Origin of the sequence: Spongiimicrobium sp. 3-5, from assembly GCF_046557915.1 — a bacterium.
Taxonomy (GTDB): Bacteria; Bacteroidota; Bacteroidia; order Flavobacteriales; family Flavobacteriaceae; genus JBHEBG01.
The window spans coordinates 222,468-247,057 of record NZ_JBHEBG010000002.1 but is presented as its reverse complement, the minus strand read 5'-3'; the positions used below and the strand labels follow the sequence as shown (position 1 = coordinate 247,057).

Here is a 24,590-nt window from a genome sequence, read left to right as displayed (position 1 = left end):
AATTTGCAACTAACAAATTTGTTGCGGGTGTTTGGCTTTACCACTAAATTAGTCGTATGAATGCCAATTTTCTTCAGACACCCATATCATATCTTAAAGGAGTAGGTCCCAACCGGGCAGACACCCTACAATCGGAACTGGGAATATCGGTATATCAAGACCTTATCAACCTATTCCCCAATAGGTATATCGATAAGACCAAATATTACAAAATAAATGAGTTACAACGAAGTGGTGCGGATGTACAGCTTGTTGGGAAAATAGTTCATATTAAGACAGTAGCCCAGCAACGGGGCAAACGTTTGGTGGCTTTGTTTGTGGATGAAACCGGAGAGATGGAATTGGTATGGTTTAGGGGCCAAAAATGGATCAAGGAAAACCTAAAATTAAACACGCCTTATGTTGTCTTTGGCAAGACCAATTGGTATGGCGGTAAATTCTCCATGCCCCACCCGGATATGGAATTACTTACAGAACACCAAAGTGGTATACGAATGTCCATGCAGCCCATATACCCATCGACCGAGAAATTAAGTGCCAAAGGCATTACCAATAAGGTAATGGGAAAGTTAATACAGCAACTCTTTACGGAAACAAAGGGTAGGTTTATGGAAACCCTCTCCCCTTACCTAATGGAACAACTTAAGCTAATTTCCAAAAGTGAGGCCTTACTCAATATTCATTTTCCAAAAAGTCAGAACCTCCTTGCCAAGGCACAGTTTCGGTTAAAATTTGAAGAGCTGTTTTATGTACAACTACAGCTTATCATTAAAAAGATGGTGCGCAAACAAAAAATAAAGGGTTTTACCTTTGATACGGTAGGAGCGCATTTTAATTCCTTTTATAAAGACCACTTGCCTTTTGAACTTACCGCTGCCCAGAAAAGGGTAATTAAAGAAATTAGGGCCGATCTGGGCAGCAATGCCCAAATGAACCGTTTGTTACAAGGCGATGTAGGTTCTGGAAAGACAATTGTAGCAGTGATGGCCATGCTGCTGGCTTTGGATAACGGTTTTCAGGCATGCTTGATGGCCCCTACCGAAATTTTGGCCAACCAACATTTTAATGGAATAAAACAACTTTTGGGTACCTTGGGCATAGAAATTTCCTTGCTTACCGGTTCCGTAAAAAAATCGGCACGAAAAATTATCCATGAACGATTGGAAAATGGTGAATTGCATATTTTAATAGGCACCCATGCCCTTCTAGAAGACAAGGTGAAGTTCAAAAATTTGGGGTTTGCAGTTATTGATGAACAACATCGTTTTGGGGTGGCGCAACGTTCCAAGCTTTGGCATAAGAACGATAACCCTCCACATATTTTGGTAATGACGGCAACACCCATTCCAAGAACTTTGGCAATGAGTCTTTATGGTGATCTAGATATTTCGGTAATAGACGAATTACCTCCGGGAAGGAAAACGGTTAAAACGGTGCATCGTTATGATGGCAATAGACTGAAGGTTTTTGCTTTTATTAAGGACGAAATAAAAAAAGGCAGACAGGTTTATGTGGTTTATCCTCTTATCCAAGAGTCGGAAGCTTTGGATTATAAGGACTTAATGGATGGGTATGAAAGTATGGTGAGGGATTTTCCATTGCCCGATTATCAGATATCCATAGTACATGGCAAAATGAAATCGGAGGACAAAGACTATGAAATGGAGCGTTTCTTAAAAGGGAAAACTCAAATTATGGTAGCCACTACCGTTATAGAGGTTGGTGTAAACATCCCAAATGCCAGCGTAATGATCATTGAGAGTGCAGAACGTTTTGGTCTTTCACAATTACATCAATTACGCGGACGTGTAGGCCGCGGGGCCGATCAAAGTTATTGTATTTTAATGACTAGCCATAAACTCTCTTCGGAGGCCAAGACCCGTTTAGAAACCATGGTACGCACTAATGACGGTTTTGAGATTGCGGAGGTAGACTTGCGTCTTCGTGGACCAGGAGATCTAATGGGTACACAACAAAGTGGTATGCTAAATTTAAAAATTGCCGATGTAATAAAAGACAACGACATTCTAAAAACGGCACGTTTTTATGCTATACAAATACTAAAAGAAGACCCCCTACTTTCCACACCCCAAAATAAGGCGCTTCAATTTACCTATGCCCAGCTGGTTAAGCACAAAAACATTTGGAACTATATTAGCTGATGGGCAACAAAAAACGCCCAACAAAGTTGGGCGTTGCATGGAACCAAGTTACGTTTTGTTAGTTTATGGCCTCTCCTTTTTCGGCCTTGGCAATATTGGCTGCCACCCTATCTTTGCTTGCTTGGACAGGTGCATTTGCAAGAGCCAGATTAAGATACTTAAGGGTATTTTTATTGTCGCCCTTTGCAGAATAACCTCTTGCCAAACCATAATTTACCGGCCAAGTGTTTTTATGCGCCTTGGCGTTCCACTTAAATATTTCCAATGCTTTGTCCGCATTTCCCTCACCAATAAGTTGTCTGCCGTATCCGTGTACCTGAAAAACCGTACCCAAAGGTAAAGCTTCATCCATAAGCGCTGCGGCTTCGGCAGTTTTACCTTGCTTGGCTAAAATCTGCGATTTTATGCTAAGGTTATTGAAGGTCTTTTGGCTAAAAAACTGTCCTGCGATAGCACCATCGACCCAGCCTAAGGCCTCGTCTAGGTCTCCATCGTTGTTTAACGCAAAATTAGCCGCCTGCTCCCAAGTTTGTCTGTTAAATCCGGGAGACGTCTGCAGTTTTTGACGGATGTCCGCTAGCACTATGTCGGTTACATCTACTTCAACTTTAAAAGGAATCTGTTTTTTCTCCCAGTTTAGGGCGGCTACGGCAGAAGTTGCATCAACATCATTAAAAATATACGTTAGCTGTTCCGTATGTGGAATTTCTTGCGTTGTTACATCTACGGACAGAATGTCCTCTTCGGGTTTGTAAAAATAACTTCCCCAAGCCCCACTATTGCTAGAAAAAATTATCTTGGCGGTATTATCCTCATTGACCACCATATGAAGGCCATAGGTACCTGCGGCCAGATCTTGTCCTTCTATTTTTACATCCTCGGTGAATTTTATAATAGTATTTTCATTAGCTCCGGCACGCCAGGGTGATTCTTTTGCGGTACCAAACCCCAAATTGTTCATTCCATAAGGTACCAATGCTCCCCAAATTTCGCGTTCGTTGACACTAGGTCTGGAGTAAGTGATGGATACATCGGTAATTCCAATACGCTGAGTTACCTCGGCCTGCTGACTCCCCCTTGGAAGGTTTAATTGGGCACTTGCCGCTGTAGGGAACAGCAACAGTCCCACTGACAAAAAGAATAGATACTTAGTGTAAGCTAGTTTCATAAGTTTGTTTTTAGATGTTAATTAATTCATTAGGTTCATTTAAAGGTATGGATACCCAAAACCCAAAAAAGTTACCGTTCTGTTAAAGTCTTATTAAGGGATGTTAAACTATCTTAATATTAGAACCTTATCCCCATATATCCTTGTTGAACATCGTAATTCCGCAACGTGTATTATCTTAAAAAAAAATGCTTTCAATAAATTTGTTCTTGCCCAAAATATGGGGAAATACAATATATTTGAACAGATTTTAACCGCTTTTTAAAAGCTTTTCTATTCTTTAAATGATGAAGAGAACATTATTTGATAAGGTTTGGGACTCGCATGTAGTGCAGAGTATTGAAAATGGCCCCGATGTGTTGTTCATTGATAGGCATATGATCCATGAAGTAACCAGTCCGGTGGCATTTCTAGGTCTTAAACAACGGGGTATCCGCGTTATGTCTCCAGAACGTACATTTGCGACCGCAGACCATAATACCCCTACTATAAATCAGCATTTACCTGTAAAAGATCCGCTATCGGCTATTCAGCTAAAAGCCTTGGAGGAAAACTCCAAGGAGTATGGTATCTCATATTGGGGGCTTGGCCATGAAAAAAATGGAATAGTACATGTTGTAGGACCGGAGTATGGCATTACACAACCTGGTGCCACCATAGTTTGTGGAGATTCGCATACCTCTACCCATGGAGCTTTTGGTGCTATCGCTTTTGGCATTGGTACTTCGGAGGTGGAAATGGTATTGGCCTCACAATGCATTATGCAGCCAAAACCTAAGAAAATGCGCATAAATATCAACGGAAACCTAAGTAGGGCCGTAACTCCAAAAGATGTTGCCTTGTTCATTATATCACAATTGACAACTTCTGGGGCAACCGGATATTTTGTGGAATACGCGGGTGATGTCTTTAGGAATATGACCATGGAAGGACGTATGACGGTTTGTAACCTTAGTATAGAAATGGGAGCCCGTGGTGGTATGATAGCCCCGGATGAAAAAACTTTTGAATATATTAAAAATAGGGAGTTTACTCCCAAGGACCGCGCATGGGACAAAGCTATGGCCTATTGGGAAACCCTTTATAGCGATGAAGGTGCCGTGTTTGATAAAGAATTGACCTTCGATGGGTCTGCTATAGAACCAATGATCACCTACGGAACAAACCCAGGTATGGGTATGGGCATATCCAATGCCATTCCCAATGCCGAAACTTTGGATGGCGGAGTGTCTACCTATAAAAAGTCGCTTCAGTATATGGACTTTCAGGAAGGTGATGCCATGCTGGGGAAAAAGATCGATTTTGTTTTTGTTGGAAGTTGTACCAACGGAAGAATTGAAGATTTTAGGGCATTTACCAACATCGTAAAAGGAAGAAAGAAGGCAGACCACGTAACGGCTTGGTTAGTACCCGGTTCGCACAAGGTAGAAGCAGCCATTAAGGAAGAAGGTTTATTGGATGTTTTAACAGAAGCTGGTTTTGAACTCCGAGAACCCGGATGTTCTGCCTGTTTAGCAATGAACGACGATAAAATTCCTCCTGGGAAATATGCCGTAAGCACTTCCAACCGAAATTTTGAAGGCAGACAAGGCCCTGGTTCACGTACCCTTTTGGCAAGCCCTCTCGTTGCGGCCGCAGCGGCGGTAACAGGCCGTGTTACCGATCCTCGAGTACTTCTAAATGAAAGGGAATTGGCAAACTAATCACTTACAAACAAAAAGTAATAAGAAATGGCTTACGATAAATTCAATATACTAACTAGTAGCGCAGTACCCTTACCAATAGAAAATGTGGATACGGACCAGATAATTCCTGCGCGCTTTCTTAAAGCAACGGAACGCAAAGGATTTGGGGATAATTTATTTCGTGATTGGCGTTATAATACGGACAATACACCAAAAACCGATTTTCCATTGAACAATGCCAAGTATAGTGGCAAAATATTGGTCGGCGGTAAAAATTTTGGCTCCGGATCATCTAGGGAGCATGCGGCTTGGGCTGTATATGATTATGGATTTCGATGTGTAGTATCTAGTTTTTTTGCGGATATTTTTAGAGGTAATTGCCTTAATATAGGCGTACTGCCTGTACAGGTAAGTGCACCTTTCTTGGAGAAAATCTTTGAAGCCATTGAAAAAGATTCAAAAACGGAACTGCAAGTAGACCTACCCCAACAGACCATTACCATACTTTCCACTGGCGAGCAAGAAGGCTTCGACATCAACGACTACAAAAAAGGAAATATGCTCAACGGTTTTGACGATATTGATTATTTACTGAATATTAAAAAATCCATTGACCAATTTGCCCAAGACACGCCCTTATAGAGACACTTTTTTACAGTTTCAAAATGCCTGAAAGTTTAAAATGAACAAGAGAAGAATTGAAATAATGGATACCACGCTCCGTGATGGGGAGCAAACCTCTGGGGTGTCTTTTTCCGTATCCGAAAAACTTACCTTGGCAAAACTATTATTGGAGGAATTGCAGGTAGACCGAATAGAGGTGGCATCTGCCCGGGTTTCCGAAGGCGAACTAAAGGCAGTACAAAATATCACTACATGGGCTAAGGAAATGGGTTATTTGGACCGGGTGGAGGTGTTGACATTTGTAGACAATGGCGTGTCTATTAAATGGATGCAGAAAGCTGGGGCCAAGGTTCAAAACTTATTGACAAAAGGGTCTTTAAATCACCTCACCTATCAGCTTAAAAAAACACCCGAGCAACATTTTAAAGCCATTGCAGATAGTATTGCCCAAGCTAATGAACAAGGTATCTACACCAATGTGTATCTCGAAGATTGGAGCAACGGTATGCGAAATTCTCGAGATTATGTGTTTCAATATCTCGATTTCCTGGTAACACAACCTATCAAAAGAGTGATGCTACCAGATACTTTAGGGGTGTTAACGCATTCCGAGACCAACGAATTTATCGGCAGCATTATTTCAAAATACCCAGATATCCATTTTGATTTTCATGGACATAACGATTATGACTTAAGTGTAGCCAATGTAATGGAGGCATTACGGGCAGGATGCCATGGTTTACATCTTACCGTTAACGGTATGGGGGAGCGAGCAGGAAATGCCCCCTTGGCGAGCGTCGTTGCTGTTATAAACGATTTTATGCCCCATCTAGAAATTGCGGTAAGGGAATCTTCCCTAAATAAAGTCAGCAAACTGGTTTCAGCGTTCACAGGTTTCGGCATTCCGGCCAACAAACCAATAGTTGGAGATAATGTTTTTACACAAACTGCTGGTATACATGCAGATGGAGATAGTAAGAAAAACTTATACTTTAATGATCTCTTACCGGAAAGATTTGGTAGGAAACGTAAATATGCGCTTGGAAAAACATCTGGTAAGGCCAACATCCAAAAGAACCTTCAGGAATTGGGACTCACCCTTAACGATGATGAGCTGGGTAAAGTAACACAGCGAATCATTGATCTGGGGGACAAAAAGGAAACGGTTACCCAAGAAGATTTACCGTATATCATTTCGGATGTTCTAGGAAGTGAAGGCTACGAAGTAAAAGTAGTGGTTAAATCCTATGTACTGACGCATTCAAAGGGCCTGAAGCCTTCTACCACCGTGGCAGTGGAAATTGACGGGGTATCTTACGAAGAAAATGCACAGGGCGATGGGCAGTTCGATGCTTTTATGAATGCGGTGCGAAAGGTTTATCAATCTAAAAAAATTGAATTGCCCAGTTTGGTGGACTATGCGGTTCGAATTCCGCCCGGTAGTAATTCCGATGCTTTGTGCGAAACCATAATTACCTGGAAAAATGGCAGTAAAGAGTTCATCACCCGCGGTTTGGATTCCGACCAGACAGTATCGGCCATAAAAGCCACAGAAAAAATGCTTAATATCATATAGTTAATCAACCTTTATACATGAAATTAGAAATAGCCCTATTGGCCGGAGACGGTATTGGTCCGGAAGTAATAGAACAAGCCGTAAAAGTAGCCAACGCCGTAGCTGCAAAATTTGATCATAATATTACGTGGAACTCTGCGCTTACAGGAGCTGCGGCCATAGATGCCGTAGGTGAACCCTATCCGGATGAAACCCATGAGGTTTGCTTGAAAGCAGATGCGGTACTTTTTGGAGCAATAGGCCACCCAAAGTTTGACAACGACCCATCGGCCAAGGTACGACCAGAACAAGGTTTGTTAAAAATGCGTCAGAAATTAGGCTTGTTCGCTAATGTAAGGCCAACCTTTACCTTTCCGTCCTTAATAGACAAATCGCCCTTAAAACGAGAACGTATTGAAGGTACGGATCTGGTATTCCTTAGGGAATTAACAGGGGGTATCTATTTTGGAAAACGAGGCAGGGAGGATAATGGCAATACTGCTTACGACACTTGCACTTATACTAGGGCAGAAATACAACGTTTGGCAAAAAAAGGTTTTGAGATGGCCATGAGCCGATCCAAAAATCTCTGCTGTGTAGATAAGGCCAACGTGTTGGAATCTTCGCGTTTGTGGAGAGAAACCGTACAGGACATGGAAAAGGATTATCCGGAAGTTACCGTATCCTATGAATTTGTAGATGCCGTGGCTATGCGTTTGGTGCAATGGCCTAACGACTACGACGTTTTGATTACCGAAAACCTTTTTGGTGATATCCTCACCGATGAGGCTTCGGTGATTTCTGGTTCCATGGGCTTAATGCCTTCGGCTTCCCTTGGAGAAAAAACATCGCTTTACGAACCTATCCATGGTTCTTATCCCCAAGCCGCCGGCAAAGATATAGCCAACCCATTGGCCACAGTACTTTCTGCCGCCATGCTCTTCGATGATAAGGGTCTAAAGGACGAAGCAGCGGCCATACGCAAGGTGGTTAACAAATCGCTTGCAGAAGGCGTGGTTACCGAAGATCTGGCCGAAGGTGGTAAATCGTACAAAACCAGCGAAGTAGGTGATTGGCTAGCTAGCAACTTATAAACCAAGGGTAAAACCCATACCGTACCATCTACCTACCTTAAATTGGGTTATAGGATGTAATCTGTACTTATAAAGTTAGACAGCTTGGTTTCCAACAGTTTTTCCAAAATCTCGTTGTTAAGATCGTTATCCTTGGAAGCAACGAAGGTTCTGATGGAAAACGATCTAAGTGCATCATGTACACTTAGGGTAGCCACGGCAGAATCCTTACGTCCTGTAAAAGGGTATACGTCCGGACCGCGTTGACAAGAACTGTTTAGATTAACCCTACATACTAAATTTGCCAGCGTATCTATCAGTGGGGCAAGTTTATAGACGTCTTTTCCAAAAAGGCTTACCTGTTGCCCATAATTGGATTCTGCCATATCGTGCAAAGGTTCTTCAATATCCTTAAAAGACACTATAGGCACTACAGGTCCAAACTGTTCTTCTTGGTACACTCGCATATCTTTGGAAACCGGATACAACACCGCTGGCCATATAAAATTATCGAAATGTTGCCCCCCTTTGGCATTTAATATTTTTGCCCCTTTTTGTTGGGCATCATCTATAAGTTCTTGGATGTACTCTGGTTTCCCCGGTTCGGGTAACGGTGTTAACTTAACACCATTGTCCCATGGGTTGCCAAATTTAAGTTCATCTACCCTGGCAGCAAACCGTCTATTGAATTCGTCCACGATATCCTCGTGCACATATACCACCTTAAGTGCCGTGCATCGTTGACCGTTGTACGACAAGGTACCTGCCAGACATTCGTCTATGCTAAGATCTAGATTGGCGTCCGGGAGCACAACAGCAGGGTTTTTGGCTTCTAGGCCCAAAACCAAACGTAACCTATTGCTTTTTGGGTGTTGATCTTGTAATGCGTTGGCAGAATTACTGTTGCCGATCAACGCAAGTACATCTACCTTACCAGTGGTCATTATAGGGCCTGCAATGGCTCTTCCCCTACCAAATAATATATTGACAACCCCTTTGGGAAAACTGCTCTGAAATGCCTCTAAAAGAGGTGCTATCAGCAGTACCCCATGCTTTGCAGGTTTAAATATGGTAGTATTTCCCATTATTAGTGCGGGAATCAGGAGGGTAAAGGTTTCGTTCAGCGGATAATTATAGGGTCCAAGACATAAAACAACCCCAAGCGGTCCTCTTCGGATATGTGCATAAACCCCGCCACTTTTTTGAAATTTGGCGGAATTGCGATCTAACTGTTTATAATCTTCAATGGTATCGTAAATATATTCTATTGTACGATCAAATTCTTTTTCGGAATCGGGCAGGGATTTTCCTATTTCCCACATCAATAACTTTACTACCTCATCTCTTTTGGTTTCCATTTTCTTAACGAAAGCCTCCATACATTCTATCCTATCTTTTACCCGCATGGTGGGCCAAGCCCCCTGTCCTTTATCGTAGGCATTAAGTGCCGCATCCAAGGCATCTAGAGCTTCCGTTTCCCCCATGGTAGGTATACTTCCCAATAAGGTAGGGGCATAAGAATCTGTAGAGGATATGGTAGAATACACCTCCGAGGTTTTACCGTCCCATTCTCTTAGTTCCCCATTTACCAGATAGGTTTTTTGATCTATGGTATCCGTAATTTGAAATTCCTTTGGTATGGCAGTGGTGGTGGTTGTCATGATAGTTGATTTTATTGTTAAACCCAACCCATATAAATATGGGCTGGGTTATCTGGAACATAAGAATATGTTTCTTTTTTATACGATAGGTTTCATAGCTGTCATGGACTCTCGTAACCGAGCACCCACAATTTCTACAGGATGCTCTCTCAGCGCCTTGTTTACGGCAATAAGCTTAACATTGTCCACACCGGTATCTTTTCCTTCCCCATAATGTTTACCTATTACATCTACATCGATCTTACTCATAAAATCTTTCAACAGTGGCTTACAGGCATGGTCGAACAAATAGCAACCGTATTCGGCCGTATCGGATATCACCCTGTTCATTTCAAAAAGTTTTTTTCTGGCAATGGTGTTGGCAATCAACGGGGTTTCGTGCAGCGATTCGTAGTAGGCAGATTCCGCTATGATGCCGGATTCTGTCATACTTTCAAAAGCCAACTCAACACCAGCCCTTACCAAGGCTACCATTAAGACACCAAAATCATAATACGCCTGTTCGGAAATATGATCATTGCCTGCTGCGGTTTTTTCAAAGGCGGTCTCTCCAGTTTCTGCGCGCCATTGCAACAAGTTTTTATCATCATTGGCCCAGTCTTCCATCATGGTCTTGGAAAAATTCCCTACCATAATATCGTCCATATGTTTTTGAAACAAAGGCCTCATAATATCCTTAAGCTCTTCGGAAAGTTCAAAGGCCTCAATTTTTGCCGGGTTAGATAGGCGGTCCATCATATTGGTGATACCACCATATTTTAGGCCTTCGGTTATTGTTTCCCAACCGTATTGGACTAATTTGGAAGCGTATCCGGCATCTATGCCCTTTTCTATCATTTTATCAAAACAAAGGATGGATCCGGTTTGTAACAAGCCACATAGAATGGTTTGCTCTCCCATTAAATCTGACTTTACCTCAGCAACAAAGGAAGATTCCAAAACTCCTGCTTTATGACCACCGGTGGCCGCTGCATATGCCTTGGCCTGTTCCAATCCTTTACCTTCGGGATCGTTTTCTGGATGCACGGCAATCAATGTTGGAACGCCAAAACCCCGTTTATATTCTTCCCTTACTTCCGAACCTGGGCTCTTTGGAGCCACCATTATTACGGTAAGGTCCTTACGTACCTGCATACCTTCTTCCACAATGTTGAACCCATGGGAATAGGACAATGTAGCACCTTGCTTCATTAAAGGCATTACTGCCCCTACCACATTGGTATGTTGTTTGTCTGGAGTAAGGTTTATAACAAGATCCGAACTAGGGATCAATGCTTCATACGTGTCCACAACAAAACCATTTTCGGAAGCATTCTTATAGGATTGTCGTTGTTCCTTTATTGCGGCTTCCCTTAGGGCATAAGCAATATCCAAGCCAGAATCTCTCATATTTAGGCCTTGGTTAAGTCCTTGCGCACCGCAACCAACAATAACGATTTTTTTTCCTTTTAAAGCGGATACACCATCGGAGAATTCCGTAGATTCCATAAACCTACATTTTCCTAACTGGTTCAATTGTTCCCTAAGTGATAGTGTATTAAAGTAATTTGCCATTTTTTGTACTCTTTTTGCTGTTGGTTATATTATTAATTGTCTTGAAATTCTTTTAACAGAGCGGTTATCTGCATTTCCGATTTGGATACGGCTATGCGTCCAGATCGTACAAACTGCATAATACCGAAAGGTTTTAATTGTTGGTACATCTCATCGATCTCCCCGCGCCTACCCGTTTTTGCAAGCACAAAAAAGTCTCGGGAAACGGTAACGATTTGCGAGTTACTGTCCTTTATTATATTCTGTATTTGACGCTCATCAAAAAGTAGGCTGGAAGCTATTTTGAAAATAGCGGATTCTTGATAAATTGTTTCCTCATCGGTATGATAGAATGCCTTTATAACTTCGATCTGTTTCTCTATTTGAGCCACTATTTTGCGCGTCCAGTCTTCTGTAATAAAAACTACAATGGTAAATTTTGAAACATTATCTATCTCTGATTTTGAGACATTTAAACTCTCTATATTAATGTGACGCTTTAAAAAAATACCTGATATTCTATTCAGTAATCCTACGTTGTTTTCGGAATATACCGATATGGTAAACCATTTATTTTCCATTTCCATTTTATTGATGTCCAAAACGTTATCCGAAATACAAATCGGATATATTTCAGCACATTTAGCTATTGATTGTTCTCTGTTTTTACCGCAATTACCAATCCTGTAGACCAGTTCATTTTGGTGATATTAAAATCTTTCCTATTTTCCAAATAAGCAATTAATCCATTTACATATTTTTGATGTCCTTCTGGCCAATTGGCTTGGGTCCTCATATCGTCAACAATGTAGAACCCTCCTACCTTTAGCAAATTGAGCACTTCTGTTATTTCACTATACTTTCCCGGCCATGCATCGGCAAATATCAAATCAAATTTTTTATCCTCATAGGTCTTAATCCATACCGAGGCATCTTCACAAACGAACTGGACCCGTTTGTCATTTCCAAAATAATCCCTTGCAATTTGGGAAAGCTCCGCATCATTGTCTACAGTAATTAACTTGGAGTCCTGATCCATACCGTCTAACATCCATGCAAGCGATAGTCCTATACCTGTGCCCAGTTCTAAAAACCGTGCCCCGGGTTTAGAACTTGTCAACGTTTTTAAAAGCGTGCCCACATAACGGTCTGAAGGCATGGTAAACCCAATTTCTTTGGATTTACGACATATCTCTTCATAGATGGCCGGTGTATTTAGGATTTGTGTATCGTTCATGATCTCGGTTCTTCGCCTTACTTATTTCAATCGGATATCGGAGACCGATGCTCCCGAAGGAATCATTGGAAAGACGTTATCCTCTTTCTCAACACACACTTCCAAGAAATAAGCGTCTTTTGAGGCTATCATTTCTTGCACGGCAGTCTTTAAATCTTCCCGTTTTTTTACTCTTTTCGATTTAATATCGTACCCTTCGGCAATCTTTACAAAATCTGGATTGGACATTACCGTAGAAGCATATCGACTTTCAAAAAACAGTTCTTGCCATTGGCGTACCATACCCAAATGATCATTGTTTAAAACCACAATTTTCACTGAGGTCTTGTTCTGAAAAATTGTACCCAGTTCCTGTATGGTCATCTGATAGCCCCCATCGCCGATAATGGCCACTACCTCCCTATCCATAGCGCCCATTTTGGCACCAATGGCCGCTGGTAACGCAAATCCCATGGTACCAAGACCCCCGGAGGTAATATTACTCTTAGATTGGTTAAACTTGGCATACCTACAGGCTACCATTTGGTGCTGGCCTACATCGGTAACGATAACGGCTTTGTTCTGAGAGGCTATGTTTATTTCCTCTATAACCTCACCCATGGTAAGCCCTTCTTTTGTAGGGTGTATATCGTTTTTGATTACGGCTTCGTATTCTATTTTATACTTTTCCTTAAACTCATTTAGCCAAGCGTCATGTGTATTTTTCTTTATAAGAGGTAATAGTAGCCCCAGAGTCTCCTTGGCATTTCCCAATACGGCTATATCCGCATTTACATTTTTGTTGATCTCCGCAGGGTCTATTTCAAAATGGATAACCTTGGCCTGTTTGGCATAGGTATCCAAACTGCCGGTAACCCTATCATCAAAACGCATTCCTATAGCGATCAATACATCGCATTCATTGGTAAGTACATTAGGACCGTAGTTCCCATGCATCCCTACCATGCCTACATTGAGGGGATGGTCCGTGTCCATTGCAGAAAGCCCAAGTATGGTCCAAGCCGCCGGAATACCACCTTTTTCAACCAAGGCCTTCAATTCTGCCTCTGCTTCACCCAAAATTACCCCTTGTCCAAAAACGATGTACGGTTTTTTGGCCGAATTGATCATTTCCGCGGCTTCCTCGATACGCTTTATATTAGCTTTGGGTACGGGATTATAGCTCCGTACACCTATACAAGGTTCATAGGTGAATTCGAATTCATCGAATTGAGCGTTCTTGGTAATATCTACAAGTACCGGTCCGGGCCTACCCGATCGGGCAATATAAAAAGCTTTGGCTATAATCTCTGGGATCTCCGATGCCTTGGTAATCTGATAATTCCACTTGGTAACTGGTGTGGATATTCCTATGATATCTGTTTCCTGAAAAGCATCCGAGCCCAATAAATGTCTGGGTACCTGGCCGGTTATACAGACCATTGGGGTAGAATCTATTTGTGCATCGGCAAGACCGGTAACTAAATTGGTGGCTCCCGGACCAGAGGTCGCCATTGCTACACCTACTTTTCCATTTACCCTGGCATATCCTTGGGCAGCATGGGTAGCACCCTGCTCATGACGAGTAAGTATATGGGTTAGTTTATCCTGAAACTTGTATAACTCATCGTAAACTGGCATAATAGCTCCGCCTGGGTAGCCATATATCAAATCTACGCCTTCGGCGAGCAAGCAGTGAATTATGGCCTCGGCGCCACTGATTTTTATAGCTGCTTGTTTCTTTTTCCCGGTTTTTTGTTCTTTTATTGTTTCCATAACTATATCTCATCGGTAACACAGCCCAAGGAGGCCGAAGAAACCGTTTTAGCATATTTGTATAAGCTTCCTTTTCTAACTTTTAAGGGTGGTTGCTGCCAATTATCCTTTCGAACTTTTAGTTCTTCTGCCGATAAATTAACGGAGATGCTGTTCTTTTCGGCATCGATGGTAATTATATCACCGTCTTTTAACAAGGCTATTGCTCCTCCATCTTGTGCTTCGGGCGATACATGGCCTACTACAAAGCCATGTGTTCCACCAGAGAACCGTCCGTCGGTAATCAGGGCTACGTCTTTTCCAAGTCCGGCACCCATAATCGCCGCTGTAGGCTTAAGCATTTCTGGCATTCCCGGGCCGCCTTTTGGGCCTTCATATCGTATTACGATTACATCGCCTTTTTTCACTTCACCTTTACCAATACCGGCGTTTGCCAAAAATTCGTCATCATATACTTTGGCGGGCCCTGAAAAATGTAGCCCTTCTTTTCCGGTAATTTTTGCCACGGCCCCGTCTTCGGCCAGATTACCATAAAGAATACGCAGGTGTCCTGTTTCCTTAATGGGTTGGTCCAAAGGTTTTACCACTTGCTGCCCTTTTAGCAAACTAGGGACATTGGCAAGGTTTTCGGCAACGGTCTTACCTGTTATGGTTAAACAATCGCCATGCAACATTCCGTTCTCCAACATAAATTTCATTACCGCCGGAACACCACCTACACGATGTACATCTTCCATCAAAAATTTACCGCTTGGCTTTAGATCCGCTAGAAAGGGTGTGGTATCGCTTATTGCCTGAAAATCGTCTAGATTAAAATCAATTTCGGCAGCTTTTGCGATGGCCAAGAAGTGCAATACGGCATTGGTAGACCCTCCCATAAGGGTCAGCAGGCGTACGGCATTCTCCAAGGATTTTCTGGTAATGATATCACTGGGTTTAATATCGTTCTCCAACAGATGGCGTAGCGCCTTCCCCGAAGCAATGCAATCTTGTTGTTTTTCTTCACCGGTGGCCGGATTGGAAGAATTGTAGGGCATTGCCATTCCCAGGGCTTCAATGGCCGATGCCATGGTATTTGCCGTATACATTCCGCCACAAGCACCGGCTCCGGGGCAAGCGTTTTCTATAACACCTTTATAATCTGCTTCACTTAAGGTTCCTGCTACCTTTTCGCCCCAAGCTTCAAAAGCGGAGACAACATCTAACTTCTTGTCCTTAAAGCATCCGGAGGCTATGGTACCTCCATAAACCAAAACGGAAGGTCTGTTTAAACGTATCATCGCCATAAGCGCTCCTGGCATATTTTTATCACAGCCTACAACCGTCACCAATCCGTCATAATTCATAGCCTGGACTACCGTTTCCATAGAATCGGCAATAATATCCCTGGAAGGCAGTGAATAGCGCATCCCATAGGTTCCCATGGATATACCATCGCTTACCCCAATGGTATTGAAGATAAGACCTACCAAGTCTGCCGAATGAATACCTTCCTTGACCTTCTTGGCCAAATCGTTAAGGTGCATGTTGCAAGGGTTCCCTTCATAACCGGTGCTTCCTATGCCAATCAAAGGTTTTTCCAAGTCTTTGTCGGTTAATCCTATTGCATGCAACATGGCCTGCGCCGCGGGTTGGGTAGGGTCTTGGGTAACGTTTTTACTGTATTTATTTAATTCCATGAAACTATTCGCTTGGCATTCTTGGTTTTTATTATATATACTCTATCATTCAAAGATAAATCTTTCGTATACCTCATAATTTTAACATTGTATACTGGTTCAAATTCAGTTTTAAAAAAATTAATTTAATAAATTGAAAATCAACCATATAACTATCAATTTTATATCATATTCAATAGCCTTTTTGTCACTTTTAAAACTCTTGAAAATGGCCCAAAACAAAAAGCCTGTATCAATTTACAATCGATACAGGCTTTTATAATCATTGAAAGACCGTATCACCCCTCTGAAGGGACGATAAAGACTACGTTGATTATGATGCTATTTTTTAACATGATGTAATATTAGTCAAAATAGCCGTATTGGCAAAAAAATGCCTGAATATTTCTTTAAATTTGAAGATGCAAGATACTATCCCCAAGATACTACAAGAACAGCGTCTTTTCTTTTCAACCCATAAAACAAAGGAGATCGCTTTCCGCAAGAAAACCCTATTAGCCTTGTACAAAGCAATCATTGCGAAGGAAGATGCTATTTGCGAAGCCCTTTACAAAGATTTTAAAAAACCAAGGTTTGAGACATTGGGTACCGAAACACAAATTGTACTGGCAGAACTAAAACTGACTATCCGAAAGTTGGGGCATTGGGCAAAGCCCGAAAAGGTATCCCCTGTTTGGATAAACTTCCCATCATCGGACTGGATTTATCGGGAACCTTATGGTGCCGTGCTGGTAATTGCCCCCTGGAACTACCCTTTTCAATTGGCCTTAACTCCGCTCATAGGCGCTATAGCGGCTGGGAATACCGTGGTACTAAAACCCTCCGAGGTCACCACCAATACCTCTAAGATAATTGCCGAGATCATCTCATCGGTTTTCCCTCCACAACATGCCCATGTAATTCAGGGCGGGGTTGAAATCTCGCAAGCACTTTTGGCCCAGCGATGGGATTACATTTTCTTTACTGGCAGTACCCGGGTGGGCCAGATCATCTATGAACAGGCTTCGAAGCATTTAACACCAGTTACGCTGGAATTAGGTGGAAAAAGCCCCTGTATAGTAGATGAAACCGCAAATCTTAAACTGGCCTCAAAACGTATCGCTTGGGGTAAATTTTTGAACGCAGGACAGACCTGCGTGGCACCAGATTACGTTCTCGTACATAAAAAGGTGAAATCTGCCCTGATAGAAGCCCTAAAAAAAAGCATCACAAATGCATACGGTAAGGAAAGTGAGCTTTCCCCAGATTTGGCTAGGGTGGTAAATGCGGCACACCATAAACGCCTGTTGGGTATGCTGAAGGGCGAAAAAATTCTTTTCGGGGGAACACATAACTCCACAGACAACTTTCTGGCACCTACTTTGGTAGACGAACCCACAAAAAACAGCCAATTGATGCAGGAAGAGATTTTTGGGCCAATTTTACCCATAATATCCTACGAAACCGAAGATGACCTCAACCATTTTATTATGGGTACGGACAAACCGTTGGCCGCCTACATCTTTACAAATAGCAGAACATTTAGAAAAAAAATACTCCAAACATATAGCTTTGGAGGTGGTGCCATTAACGATACCGTAATTCAGTATGCCAATAAGGACCTACCGTTTGGTGGCGTGGGGAAAAGTGGCATTGGCGCGTATCATGGTAAAAATTCTTTTGAAGTATTCTCACATCTCAAAGCCATTGTTAAAAAGGGTACTTGGATAGACATACCAGTGCGCTATGCGCCTTATCGTGTTCCTTTGTGGCTTGCCAAACACATCAAACGCCTTTTTTAATATTGTAATTTAAGCGGATTAAAAGTTTGGAAAGGGTTTATATCAGCTTAAACGAAACCAAATCTCCAAACTTCTTTTGGGCCAGCACGGCAACGGATTTTTCCGAAAGTTGTACTATTCTTGGATAACCTCCTGTAGTTTGCCCATCCTTCATTAGAATGATAAGCTTTCCTGCAGGTGTCAATTGCACCGTTCCCGGTAAGGTGGCAGAAGTAAGCATACTACGATCATGCCCCAAAATTGGCTGCTTTAGTTGATAGGCCATACGATTGTTCTCTTTGGCAATGGTAAACTCCTTGGCAAAGAGCGCTTCTAGATGCCGATCTGTTAAAATACCGTATTCTGGTCCTTTATGAACTTCCAAAATAGTTTGGGATAAAAGGGAATCTACCTTAAGTGCTTCCAATTTGGGTTCAAAGTTACCGCAAGCTTCATAAGATATGGCATTTCTGTCCTTTAGGCAATTGACTTCGGTTATGGGCGCATAAAAAGATCTGCTTCCAAGTACTTTGGGTGTTTTAAAGCCATTTTTTATGCCCAAATAACCTCTAAGACCCTGTTCCAGTTTACCATAAGACAAAATATCGCCACTGACCACTTTATATACCTTATAGTTGGTTATGGGCTCATTGTTTAAAGTAGCGGTAAGTTCGGCCCCTCCCAAACTAATATAGGTGTCCTCTTCAAATTCCAAGGTGGGCCCTGTCATTGTTATTTCCATGGTGGCCGCATCTGGTCTGTTTTCTAGCAGCATATTAACTTTCGTAGCGGAAAGGGCATCCATTACACCAGATACGGGAACTCCTTTATGACGAAAGCCAAATCTTCCATCATCCTGTATGGTAGTAAAAAATCCGGCCTTTAATAATCTAAGCATCTAAAACCAGTTTTTCCAATTTATAAATACCTACTTCTCCTTCAATCTTATGAAGGTCGTATTCTGCCTTTGAAATAGATTGAAACTGAATCTTATCACCAACACTAACAAAACACGGGTTGTCCTTTTTGGCATCGAACATGGGAATGGAACAATTTCCAATAATATTCCATCCTCCTGGAGACTCTTGCGGATATATGCCGGTTTGCTTACCTGCCAGGCCAACCGATCCTTTGGCTACCTTAAGTCGCGGGGTAGATTTTCTGGGAACCTCCAACGATTTTGGCAGTCCGCCCAAATACATAAACCCAGGTAAAAAACCGATACCATAAACGGTATATATATTTTCTGTATGCATTGCTATTATTTCTGGGATACTTTTATCCAATTTCTCGGCCACCTCCGGTAAGTCTATTCCAAACTGAGACTCATAACATACTGGGAGTTTCCATAGAAATTTTTGGCCCAACGCCGTATTGCCCTTTTCCGAATACCATTTTTGTAGTTCTACCCTAAGCGTTTTAAAATCTGTCTCTCCTTTTCTATGAATTAAGGTAAGGGAGTTATAAGAAGTAACCATCTCCCAATCTTCGGGATTTAGGTAATAACGCTTTAGATGCTCAACAAATTGGAGAATGTCTTCTAAAATGGCCTCTTCAACCTCGTTGGGCCATTCTAATAAAATGGCATGGGGACCAAAAGGTTTTATGGTAATAGGGTACATACTTACTTTTTAATGTAGATATTTTGCTTTGGCAATGCGTCCGAAAGATACGTCAATATTTCTAAAGCAGAGGCCGTATCCCCATGGATGCAGTAGGTTTCGGCATACATGGTTATGGCCTCGCCATCTGCTGTTTTAATGGCCTTATTTTTAACCATAAATACCAAATGCTGAAAAGCCTCTTTGGGATCTTCTATTAAGGCGTTTGGCATGGTGCGGGCCACTAAACTTAAATCTGCATTATAATTTCTATCCGCAAAGGCCTCGCGGACGATACTTAGACCATGTTCCAAGGCCAATTGTTCAATCTCGGACCCATAAGGAACATAAAGAAAACAATTATCACTATAAGGGGATATGGCGTCTAGAAAAGTCTTGGCAAGAACCTTATCTTTTGCAATATCGTTATAAAGCGCACCATGTGCTTTTATATGATGTAGTGGGATATTTTCCTTATCCAAAATGGTCATCAAATCCGCAATTTGATCCTGAATGGTGGTTATCAAATCTTTAGGCGACATTGCCAGGGACTTACGTCCAAAATTTTCGCGATCCGGATATCCGGGATGGGCACCAACTTTTATTCTATGCCGTTTGGCCAACCTCGCAACGGAGGTCATCGTATTATACGAACCTGCATGTCCACCACAGGCAATATTACAAGATGAAATAATTGAGAAAAGGTCTTTTTCATTACCTACGCCCTCCCCCACATCACAATTGATATCGATATAATAATGTTCCATTAAAAAAGGCCGAATACTTTTAAGATACTTTTGGCTCCTAAGACCAAGGTAAGTATAATGATGCTTACCCCAAGGACGTTCTGCAAAGTGCTGTTCCTATTTTTACCCAATACGGATGCCTTGTTGGTAATCCAAAGCAAAAATATCGCTATAACTGGTAACAGGATACCATTGGCAACCTGCGCAAATTGAATGATCTGTATGGGCTTTATCCCAAAAAATAGAAAGAATACGCCCAACCCAAGAATAATGATCCATACGCTTTTAAATTTTGCGTCCTTCAACCCGGCGTTCCACCCAAAACAACTATTGGCTACATATGCAGCCGCCAATGGAGCGGTTATTGCAGATGTTATGCCCGCTGCAAAAAGACCAATCCCCATAAAATACCTAGCGCTATCCCCGTATAAAGGCTCTAATCCTTTGGCCAAATCCAACGCACTGGTAACGTCTTTATTTGGAATGGTAGAGGCAGCGATTACAATTGCCATGGAAACGGCACCTCCCAGGATTATAGCTATAAAGGTATCGCGCTTGGCCGCGGGCAGATCATCTTTGGACTTCCATTTCTCGCTGACCAGAGAGGCGTGTAAAAAAAGATTGTAAGGCACTACCGTAGTGCCTACCAGGGCAATAATGGTCAGTATTCCATCCTCAGGTATAGTTGGTATAAGTAAGCCTCTAAGTACTTCTAGAATATTTGGTCTTGTAACAATAGCTGTAACCAAAAAGGATAAGCTCATCAGAATTACCAAAGAAACCAATACCTTTTCCAATACCTTGTAATTACCAAGATACAAAAGGACAAATGCTATAACGCCTATAAGCAATGGATAATAGGCACTGTAAGATTGTCCAAACACGGCTTCCATTCCCAAAGTGGCCCCTCCGATGTTACCTGCTTCATAGGCCGCATTGCCAACCACAATAGCGCCTAAGATAATACCTACAATAGTATTTCTTATCCATGGTGTCCGTAGTTCCTCTTTTATGACCGTAGCCAATCCTTTTTGAGTAATAATACCTAACCGAGCGGACATTTCCTGTAAAACCACTGTGGCGATAATGGACAATAACATGGCCCACAATAGTGCATAACCAAAGGCTACGCCAGCCAGCGTACAAGCGGTAACAGTACCAGGGCCAACAAATGCCGCAGCCACCAATACCCCTGGACCAATTTTCTTGAACATTATAAAAAGGTTTTAACCATCATATTTTGTAAATATAAACGCTTGGGAATAAATGAGGTCCTAGAACTATAAAAAAAGCGTTTTCATTTTAACATTATTTGTGCAGTTCATCTAAAAAAATGCAGTTCATCTAAAAGTGGGGTGTCATACGTCGATATAATATAATATTACCTAAAACATGAGGTTATAATAGTCCCAAATCGAAAATTGACCTATTTAATGAATTGTTTAGAATGCAGCAAAGAGTTAAGTTATATTGATCATAAGACAGCCATGGAGACCTTCGGGGTTGAGCTATGTAAAAGACATCAATCACTTATAACAAAGCTCATAAGAAAAAATAAAACGCCCTTACAGGCCGTACAGCTTTATTACGGACTTAAGGAAGCCGGAGTACCCGCTATGTTAGAGTGGTGGGATGGTAAAAAGTTTGTTCATATTGCAATATCGCGTGTAAAGCTGAATATTGAAATAGATACGGAATACAACATGATAACCCACGAACAAGCCATCAAAGACCTTGATGAGGCCATGCAATCTTTTAAAAATGGCTTTACAACCATACGCATACCCCATATTCTTGTAAAGCATTATTTAAAGGAGACCATTAACAACGTGGTAGATATCGTGGAGAGTTTAAGGGCAAATATTAAGGTAATCTAAGTATTGACTACCTAGTTCTTGGATACCGAATGTTAATTTAACACTTAGAAGATGACAGAAAGAAAGATTTTAAAGATTCCGTTAAGAATAAGTATCGCCGTACTTGTACTTGGTATACTTCTTAAGATTCAACAGTTATCTTCGAACGCCAATGCCATAATTATTACTGCGCTGGCCTCAATTGCCATTCTATATACCCTACGGTTTTGGAAAAAAAATAAAAAGGGTTTTTTGGATTATATAAAACTGATATTGGTGGTTTTTTGGTGTGCCAATGTAGTATTCTCTGTATTACATCTCCCTTATGAGACCTTTTTTGAGACCATCACCTTCATTACCTTTTTAATATGGACCGTAATGGAGGGTACGGCCTACTTTGGCCTAAAGGAAGGCAATAAGAATATAGATCTAAACCAGATATTATGGAACGGTGTTATGGTAGCAGGTTCCCTGTCTATCGTTGCCGGAATAATCTGTAGGATCCTCTATTGGGAATACGCCACACCACTTCTGTTGCTTGGTTTTTTCCTAATTGCCAGCTACATCCTCCGAGATACTTTCTCTGAACTATTGGGAGAAAAGAACTAATCCTTCGCTTCTGCGCGTATCGATAATTTAAGGTTCTTTAGTAATTTGGGGCCGTACGCACCCTTGGCCTAAATCGGCCATTCCGAATATTCTTTGTATCTTCTTTCATATTCTTGGATTATGAAAAATATAGATAGAAGACAGTGGTTAAAGACCGCCGGATTATCTGGTGGTTTCATGCTTTTTGGCGGACTCAATGCAGTAGCCATGGAAGCTACTCCCAGTGCTATACAGCCATATAGGGTGGCACAACTAAATTCTAACGAAAATCCTTTTGGCCCCTCAAAAAAGGTACGCGCTGCCATTACCAACACCTTTGATGAAGCCTGTAGATACCCGTTTAGAGCGCTTACGGGCTTGGTAGAAATGATAGCGGAAAAAGAAGGAGTTACCAAGGATTGCGTTGTGGTTACAGGTGGTTCTACCGAAGGTCTTAAAGCTGCCGGACTCACCTATGGTATTGGAGGCGGAGAGCTGATTGCGGCCGACCCAACTTTTCAGGCCATGTTACGATATGCAGAAAATTTGGGTGCTTATGTGCACCGCGTTCCGCTTAATGATGAAATGGAGCACGATCTAGAAACCATGGCCAAAAGGGTCACTTCCAAAACCCGACTTATTTTTATATGCAACCCCAACAACCCTACCGGCACTTTGTTAAACAAGGACAAACTATTAAGTTTCTGCAAAGCCATAGACGATAAGGCCGTAGTCTTTAGTGACGAAGCTTATTACGATTTTATCACCGAACCAGATTATCCTTCCATGGTACAATTGGTAAAAGCGGGTAGAAATGTAATCGTATCAAAAACTTTTTCCAAGGTTTTTGGCCTAGCAGGAATGCGTATCGGGTATCTCATTGCAAGACCGGATATTGCAAGAAGATTAAGGGCAAACGTTATGGCCAATTCCAATATACTGGCTATAGAAGCTGCCAAAGAAGCATTAAGGGACAACGATTTTTACAAATTCAGCATTCTAAAGAATGTAGAAGCCAAAAATTATCTATATCAAACTTTTAATGATATGGGACTTCCCTATATTAAATCGCATACCAACTTTGTTTTCTTTAAAACCGGTCGCCCCATTCAGGAGCTAAATGCAGCCATGCGTAAAGAAAATGTATGGATTGGTAGGCCTTTTCCACCCTTATACAATTGGGCAAGAATAAGTACTGGTAGAATGGAAGACATGCAACTTTTTGGTGCCGCCCTCAAAAAAGTGATGGGATAACAACCGTTTTTACTTCTTTAAATGGGTAAACAATCTACTTGTTTTCAACAACGAATATACCTTTCATCTGTAGAATCTAGCATTTCATCGACGTATTGATAAGGTGTGTAAAGGGCAGTACCGTGTATTTCATCGGTTTTAAAGTCATATACCGATTTTTTCTGACCTTACAGGGAATAGGAACATTCTTTAGCGCTTTTTTTCGGTTATTTACAAAAACCCAAATCTTATGAAATACAGAACTACTATTTCCTACTTTCTATATGCTTTTTGCGGATTTTGCATTATCTGGGCTTTCTATATTCTCATTTTTATGCTTTAGGCCTATTTGCAGTTCTTAGGTCTTTTTATTGTATTACACCATTGGCTAAAACCGTCAAGGGTAATACCTTTCTTCCATAATACCATTCATTGTCTTCCTACATTTCTACAAAAGGAAGAGATGTTACTTTTTTAAGTATCTATATTTCCGAAATTGCCTTCTTATAAGCACGTTGAATGTCCTTAGCCGGTTTATCTGGAGAAGAGAGGTACGGTTCGTTAATCACTGTATGATGCATGGGCCAAAACAAAACACTGATGAAGTTGGCAAAACAAGGAAATGGCAAAAACCTTAACCGGTTAGCCATATCCAATTAGCGGATTATCAGCTG

Annotated in this window: 20 protein-coding genes; 9 read left to right on the top strand and 11 right to left on the bottom strand. The window is 41.6% G+C overall.

Annotated elements, in window-relative coordinates:
- Positions 1–56: 56 nt before the first annotated feature.
- Positions 57–2,162: an ATP-dependent DNA helicase RecG gene (recG, locus tag ACEQ81_RS09225; RefSeq protein WP_411030592.1), complete on the top strand. Its 2,106-nt coding sequence runs from the start codon at positions 57–59 to the stop codon at positions 2,160–2,162.
- A gap of 58 nt (positions 2,163–2,220) precedes the next feature.
- Here recG and ACEQ81_RS09220 read toward each other — a convergent pair whose 3' ends face one another.
- On the bottom strand, positions 2,221–3,330 hold the full coding sequence (locus ACEQ81_RS09220; RefSeq protein ID WP_411030591.1) for a DUF2911 domain-containing protein: 1,110 nt from the start codon (positions 3,328–3,330) through the stop codon (positions 2,221–2,223).
- 287 nt (positions 3,331–3,617) lie between these two features.
- Here ACEQ81_RS09220 and leuC point away from each other — a divergent pair, with 287 nt between their 5' ends.
- The 4 genes from leuC to leuB are packed head-to-tail and all read left to right on the top strand — an operon-like array spanning position 3,618 to position 8,288.
- Entirely contained in the window at positions 3,618–5,033 is a 1,416-nt protein-coding gene (gene leuC / locus ACEQ81_RS09215) for a 3-isopropylmalate dehydratase large subunit (RefSeq protein WP_411031038.1), read from the top strand.
- Positions 5,034–5,060: 27 nt separating this feature from the next.
- Positions 5,061–5,657 (top strand): 3-isopropylmalate dehydratase small subunit, encoded by a 597-nt coding sequence (gene leuD / locus ACEQ81_RS09210; RefSeq protein ID WP_411030590.1) that lies wholly within the window; start codon positions 5,061–5,063, stop codon positions 5,655–5,657.
- A 40-nt stretch (positions 5,658–5,697) separates the two neighbouring features.
- A complete protein-coding gene (locus ACEQ81_RS09205) occupies positions 5,698–7,215 on the top strand; it encodes an alpha-isopropylmalate synthase regulatory domain-containing protein (RefSeq protein ID WP_411030589.1) in 1,518 nt (505 codons plus the stop codon).
- Between the two features lie 17 nt (positions 7,216–7,232).
- Complete coding sequence (gene leuB, locus ACEQ81_RS09200; protein WP_411030588.1) at positions 7,233–8,288, top strand: 3-isopropylmalate dehydrogenase; 1,056 nt, start codon at positions 7,233–7,235, stop codon at positions 8,286–8,288.
- A gap of 47 nt (positions 8,289–8,335) precedes the next feature.
- Here leuB and ACEQ81_RS09195 read toward each other — a convergent pair whose 3' ends face one another.
- The 6 genes from ACEQ81_RS09195 to ilvD form a co-directional block, all read right to left on the bottom strand.
- A complete protein-coding gene (locus ACEQ81_RS09195; protein ID WP_411030587.1) occupies positions 8,336–9,928 on the bottom strand; it encodes an NADP-dependent glyceraldehyde-3-phosphate dehydrogenase in 1,593 nt (530 codons plus the stop codon).
- A gap of 78 nt (positions 9,929–10,006) precedes the next feature.
- Positions 10,007–11,482, bottom strand: coding sequence for a ketol-acid reductoisomerase (ilvC, locus tag ACEQ81_RS09190; RefSeq protein ID WP_411030586.1), 1,476 nt, complete (start codon positions 11,480–11,482; stop codon positions 10,007–10,009).
- A 32-nt stretch (positions 11,483–11,514) separates the two neighbouring features.
- Complete coding sequence (ilvN, locus tag ACEQ81_RS09185) at positions 11,515–12,042, bottom strand: acetolactate synthase small subunit (RefSeq protein WP_411030585.1); 528 nt, start codon at positions 12,040–12,042, stop codon at positions 11,515–11,517.
- A 65-nt stretch (positions 12,043–12,107) separates the two neighbouring features.
- A complete protein-coding gene (locus ACEQ81_RS09180) occupies positions 12,108–12,698 on the bottom strand; it encodes an O-methyltransferase (RefSeq protein ID WP_411030584.1) in 591 nt (196 codons plus the stop codon).
- 21 nt (positions 12,699–12,719) lie between these two features.
- Complete coding sequence (gene ilvB, locus ACEQ81_RS09175) at positions 12,720–14,453, bottom strand: biosynthetic-type acetolactate synthase large subunit (RefSeq protein ID WP_411030583.1); 1,734 nt, start codon at positions 14,451–14,453, stop codon at positions 12,720–12,722.
- Positions 14,454–14,455: 2 nt separating this feature from the next.
- Positions 14,456–16,132 (bottom strand): dihydroxy-acid dehydratase, encoded by a 1,677-nt coding sequence (gene ilvD, locus ACEQ81_RS09170; protein WP_411030582.1) that lies wholly within the window; start codon positions 16,130–16,132, stop codon positions 14,456–14,458.
- Between the two features lie 401 nt (positions 16,133–16,533).
- On the opposite strand from ilvD, the gene ACEQ81_RS09165 reads away from it, so the two are divergent.
- Positions 16,534–17,913, top strand: coding sequence for an aldehyde dehydrogenase (locus ACEQ81_RS09165; RefSeq protein WP_411030581.1), 1,380 nt, complete (start codon positions 16,534–16,536; stop codon positions 17,911–17,913).
- Positions 17,914–17,950: 37 nt separating this feature from the next.
- On the opposite strand, the gene ACEQ81_RS09160 is transcribed toward ACEQ81_RS09165, so the two are convergent.
- The 4 genes from ACEQ81_RS09160 to ACEQ81_RS09145 are packed head-to-tail and all read right to left on the bottom strand — an operon-like array spanning position 17,951 to position 21,453.
- Positions 17,951–18,790 carry a biotin-dependent carboxyltransferase family protein gene (locus ACEQ81_RS09160; RefSeq protein WP_411030580.1) on the bottom strand — a complete coding sequence of 280 codons (840 nt, stop codon included), beginning with the start codon at positions 18,788–18,790 and terminating at the stop codon, positions 17,951–17,953.
- A complete protein-coding gene (pxpB, locus tag ACEQ81_RS09155) occupies positions 18,783–19,514 on the bottom strand; it encodes a 5-oxoprolinase subunit PxpB (protein ID WP_411030579.1) in 732 nt (243 codons plus the stop codon). The genes ACEQ81_RS09160 and pxpB overlap by 8 nt, the downstream gene beginning before the upstream one ends.
- A 2-nt stretch (positions 19,515–19,516) precedes the next feature.
- Positions 19,517–20,260 carry a 5-oxoprolinase subunit PxpA gene (gene pxpA, locus ACEQ81_RS09150; RefSeq protein WP_411030578.1) on the bottom strand — a complete coding sequence of 248 codons (744 nt, stop codon included), beginning with the start codon at positions 20,258–20,260 and terminating at the stop codon, positions 19,517–19,519.
- The gene (locus tag ACEQ81_RS09145) at positions 20,260–21,453 is read right to left on the bottom strand and encodes an Nramp family divalent metal transporter (protein WP_411030577.1); all 1,194 of its coding nucleotides are present in this window, start codon (positions 21,451–21,453) and stop codon (positions 20,260–20,262) included. The genes pxpA and ACEQ81_RS09145 overlap by 1 nt, the downstream gene beginning before the upstream one ends.
- Positions 21,454–21,672: 219 nt before the next feature.
- Here ACEQ81_RS09145 and ACEQ81_RS09140 point away from each other — a divergent pair, with 219 nt between their 5' ends.
- From ACEQ81_RS09140 to ACEQ81_RS09130, 3 genes are all read left to right on the top strand, one after another.
- The gene (locus tag ACEQ81_RS09140; protein ID WP_411030576.1) at positions 21,673–22,116 is read left to right on the top strand and encodes a hypothetical protein; all 444 of its coding nucleotides are present in this window, start codon (positions 21,673–21,675) and stop codon (positions 22,114–22,116) included.
- Positions 22,117–22,167: 51 nt separating this feature from the next.
- Positions 22,168–22,704 (top strand): hypothetical protein, encoded by a 537-nt coding sequence (locus ACEQ81_RS09135; RefSeq protein ID WP_411030575.1) that lies wholly within the window; start codon positions 22,168–22,170, stop codon positions 22,702–22,704.
- Between the two features lie 120 nt (positions 22,705–22,824).
- Positions 22,825–23,937 carry a pyridoxal phosphate-dependent aminotransferase gene (locus ACEQ81_RS09130; RefSeq protein ID WP_411030574.1) on the top strand — a complete coding sequence of 371 codons (1,113 nt, stop codon included), beginning with the start codon at positions 22,825–22,827 and terminating at the stop codon, positions 23,935–23,937.
- Positions 23,938–24,590 lie beyond the last annotated feature (653 nt).